The organism is Enterobacter cloacae complex sp. IR5418, from assembly GCF_049238105.1.
Lineage (GTDB): Bacteria > Pseudomonadota > Gammaproteobacteria > Enterobacterales > Enterobacteriaceae > Enterobacter > Enterobacter hormaechei.
In genome coordinates, this window is record NZ_JBMKHS010000081.1 from 1 (window position 1) to 4,263 (window position 4,263).

Below are 4,263 nucleotides of genomic sequence, written 5' to 3' on the forward strand. Positions count from 1 at the left end.
CCATGGCTCCAGATGACAAACATGATCTCATATCAGGGACTTGTTCGCACCTTCCTTAGGTAAATATTGCCTAATTAAACCATTCATATTTTCGCATGTGCCTTTTTGCCAGGGTGAATGTGGGTCACAGAAATATACATCTATGCCTAAATCTTCTTCGAGTATTTTATGTTCTGACATCTCACGTCCACGGTCATAGGTCAACGTTTTACGCAGTTCTGCAGGTAAATATTTCAGAGCTTCAGTTAAAGCCTTGCGCACTGATTCTGCCTTTGCATCAGGTAATGTTGCCAAGATACAGAGCCGTGTATTTCGTTCAATAAGTGTTGCTATCGAACTTTTATTGTCTTTACCTTTAATTAAATCAGCTTCCCAATGACCCGGTATTTTTCTTTCTTGAACTTCGGCTGGGCGCTCATGAATAGTTTTAATATCCTGTAATATAGAATCTTTTTTAGGTTCACCGTTAGCTTTTCGCTTTTTATTTTCATGACGTAGACAGGATAATAAGTCTTTTTTCAACTCACCCTTTGGTAATGCTCGTATCGTTGAATAAATCGTTGTATGGCTTACATTCATTGTTTGATCCAAATCAGGAAATGTCTTTAAACGCTTTGCTATTTGCTGAGGAGACCATAAACAACGGATCGCTTCAACAATAAATTTCCAGAGGATTGAATCGATTTTGAGTTTTCTGTGACCACGTCTACGTCTAGCGAAGGTGTTATCAGAAGCATATCGAGCTTGATAAACGTCATTGATGCTATTTCTTTTAAGCTCACGATAGATCGTACTAGGATGTCTTTTAATGAGTTCAGCAAATTTTCTGGCTGAAAAGCCTTCTTTTCTTGACTCAAGCATTAATGCAGTACGATCTTCAAAGTTAAGATGATGGTATGACAATTTTATATACTCCATAAACCCTTTAAATTAATTAGGTGGTTTATGTCGCACTTCAAGTTTTACTCTGCCAACTTTAAATCAGTGGCTCCACTAACACTCTTCACTTATTTATTTAAAATTTAGCGACGTTAAAAGACAATTAAGTATTTTTAGATAATGGGGTTCTAGGGATTTTCCGTCCAAAAACGACAAAGTGCTCTGGAGGCCGCGCCGTCCGTGGCCTCCAGAGGGGTATTACTTTTCGCTGACGGGTAAATATCCCTCGATTGAGCGCATAAGCTCCTCCAGATCTGGCAATTTTTCGCTCAATTCGAAGTGGTAAGTCCCCTTGAGGTTAATGTTGTGCCAGGCCACAGGGGATGCCTGTTTGACGATATCTATTCTCTTGGTATCTCCTTGGTATTCGAAGCTGGTCAACAGCTGGCTGAGTATCCTGGAGTTGAAGTAAACGATGGCATTGGTGACCAGGCGAGCGCACTCATTCCATAGCTGGATTTCTTCGTCTGAACTGCCCCGGAACTGATCCCCATTGACGCTGCTCACGGCCCGACGCAGTTGGTGATAGGCCTCTCCCCGGTTCAGCGCGCGCTGAACATAGTTTCTTAAACTGGCATCATCGATGTAGCACAGTAGATAATTCGCTTTCACCAGGCGATTGTATTCCGTCAGGGCTTCCAGCAGCGGGTGATTGCGCTTGTACTCCGAGAGCTTTCTCACCAAGGTGGCTTGCGTTGTTTTCCGCTGCTTAAGTGATACTGCAATCCGTTGGATGGTATCCCAGTGCTGCGCAATACGATGGGTATTGATTGGCTTTTTTAAGCACAGCTGAATTCGGTGTTCTTTGTCTTCCTTGACATCAAACATGTCATTGATCACTTTGCCAACCTGGGCATAGCGTGGGGCAAACTGGTATCCGAACAGATCCAGTAACGCGAAGTTCACATGGTTCACCCCATGGGTATCGGTTGAGAGCACATCCGGAATGATGTCTGACGTATTGCTCATCAACAAATCAAAGATGTAGTGCGATTCATGTTCGTTGGCGCCGATCACTCTGGCGTTGATCGCAGCGTGATTGGCGATCAAGGTCATGGCAGAAACACCTTTTTGAGTGCCAAAGTACTTCGACGAATAACGGGTTTTGAAGGTCTCGCGCCGGGCTTCGAACTTTTGACCATCGGCACTGGCGTGGATCACATCTTCCTGGATGTTGTAGTACCGGAAGATGGGTAGCTTGGCTGTCGCGTTATTGATGTTGTCGTTAGCAGCATTCAATGTTTCCAGGCGAAGATAGTTCGCCTGGATAGTGCTGAGCTGATCATAGGTACGATCAGAGATCTGTGCCATGCCGTAAATGCCTTGATTGGTTGCATTGCCGACCAGAATTGCCAACAGGTCATATTCATGGGAACGGCTTCTGGATTGGGAACCCAGCACATGAGCGAAGCAGTCAATGAAACCGGTGTCACGATCAACCATGCGCAGTACATCCGCAATCCCCGTTGTGGGAATTTGCTGGAAGAAGGGATTGTTGACCAGATGATGTTTGCTGGCCGAAGGCAGGCGCCAGAAGCGTTTACCCTGCGGATTACGCAAGATGATATTCCGGTTGTCTTCCTGTTCAAGATATTCGCCGACTTCGTACAAACGGGTATCCAATTCCATGGCCATCTGTTTGATCAGCTTTTCAGGCTCCTCCGCTAATTTTGTAAAATGGCTCTGTTGAAGCAGCGTATATTTGTTTTTTCGCCAATGTTCCCCGTCGATCAGGTCGGCGTCGAGTGCCCGGTATTTAGTGATATCAGGCAGCGTCAGCTGGCCATTCAGGCGATCAGGAATCTGTTGATAGAGGAACCACTCATAACGATCGATCAGGATATTCCCTTCACCATCCAGCAGGAATTCACGTGATTTTTTGGAAAGGAGTCTGGTGTCGGCAGTTTGCAACTGAGCGTCCTGGCCGTTGAGTTCGTTTTGTGTTTTCGCCAAGGCGGCCGCTAAGTGCTGGGTGCCGTCGCAGCCTTCGAAGCGCAGACATAGGAACAACTCTCGCAGCAAACCTTTCCGCAGACTTTCTTTCTCGTCGCAGTACTGCCACATGGCTTCATCGACCGATCGTCGCTGCTCGTTCAGGAAGAGACATACAGATTCCAGATCCCTTTTGGTCAGCAGGCTCAGTGCTTGCTGTCTTACTGTTGCAAACGGTAGTTGCAGATCAATGCTGTCATCAATGAACAGGTGCAGTACTTCAGCTGCCTTGCTGACATTTTTAGCTGCTTTTTGCCAATCCTTAAACACCGCTTCCTGCGCATAATCCTTTGCCTTCTGTTTGGTCTGTCTGACATGATGCACAAAGCCATCGGCAATACGTTCCAGCGCTTGCTGCCATCGCGTTTGAAGATAGCACAATAAATACAGCCATTGGCTGCCTACGGTTTGACGTTTCAGTTTGGCACCGTAGTAGTCGACTTTCTCTGCCAGGTGTTGCAGATTTTTCTGCGACAGTGATAGCGTGCTCAACAGCAGATCCACTTCCGGCATCCAATGCTGGATATGGCGATAGACAATCAGTTCTTTCTCCAACTCGGTTCCGGTGAAGTTACGAGCCGATTGTCGCAACTGTCGGAACGGCAGTGGACCTGTGCCGTTCACGAGCTCCGCCAGTGCTTGCTTAAGACCGCGTGACATTGCACGCTCAAGGTGCGCGGCCATGTGTTCCTGTTCGTCTCCCACCACCTGACTGATGATCTTTTGCAGCGTGCTGTAGGCAGGGATTGCGATCTTCTGCCCCGAACAATATTCATTGGCCGCATCGAAGAGGTGCCTAGGCGCTGTCCAGGCTCTGGCTTGCTGGGATAAGTAATCTCTCAACGCCGCTCCATGGTCTTTGACATTTCAGCGCTGGTAGTTGCAGAGCTGGAAAACACGTTGGTAAATCCGTTCGTTCTCTTTTGGCGTGAGATTAAAGGGTCTACAGCCTGGGCCTGGTAGAACGGTTTGATAAACGTATTTGAGGTCCTGCTTGATCTGATGAAAGCCGGGATTCAGCACCACCGGCTTGGCTTTGAAATAGCCCAGCAGTACCACCAGCATGTAACGCTGGCCCCGATGACGGAGGCTTTTAGCGATCGCCAGTTCCTTATCGTTCAGCGAGAAAAAGAAGCGTTGGTCGGCGGAGGTGAAAGCGGGGGGTCCATATAACTCATCTTGTTCTGCCTCGGACAAGATTTGGACACGTTCTTCGAATGCCATGGATTTAGCCCAAAAAGACTAAATCTTACTCAAACAGAGCCCAAATAGGGATCTCGAAAAAAGTAATACCCCTCTGGAGGCCACAGACGGCGGGGCCTCCAGAGCACT

At 47.2% G+C, this 4,263-nt stretch carries 2 pseudogenes; both read right to left on the bottom strand.

The annotated features are described in order from the left end of the window. Positions 1–54 precede the first annotated feature (54 nt). A pseudogene (locus tag ACOTX7_RS23920) lies at positions 55–918 on the bottom strand (IS30-like element ISAba125 family transposase); the annotation flags it as partial. 219 nt (positions 919–1,137) lie between these two features. Continuing rightward, positions 1,138–4,155, bottom strand: a pseudogene (locus tag ACOTX7_RS23925) (Tn3-like element IS3000 family transposase). Positions 4,156–4,263: the final 108 nt, after the last annotated feature.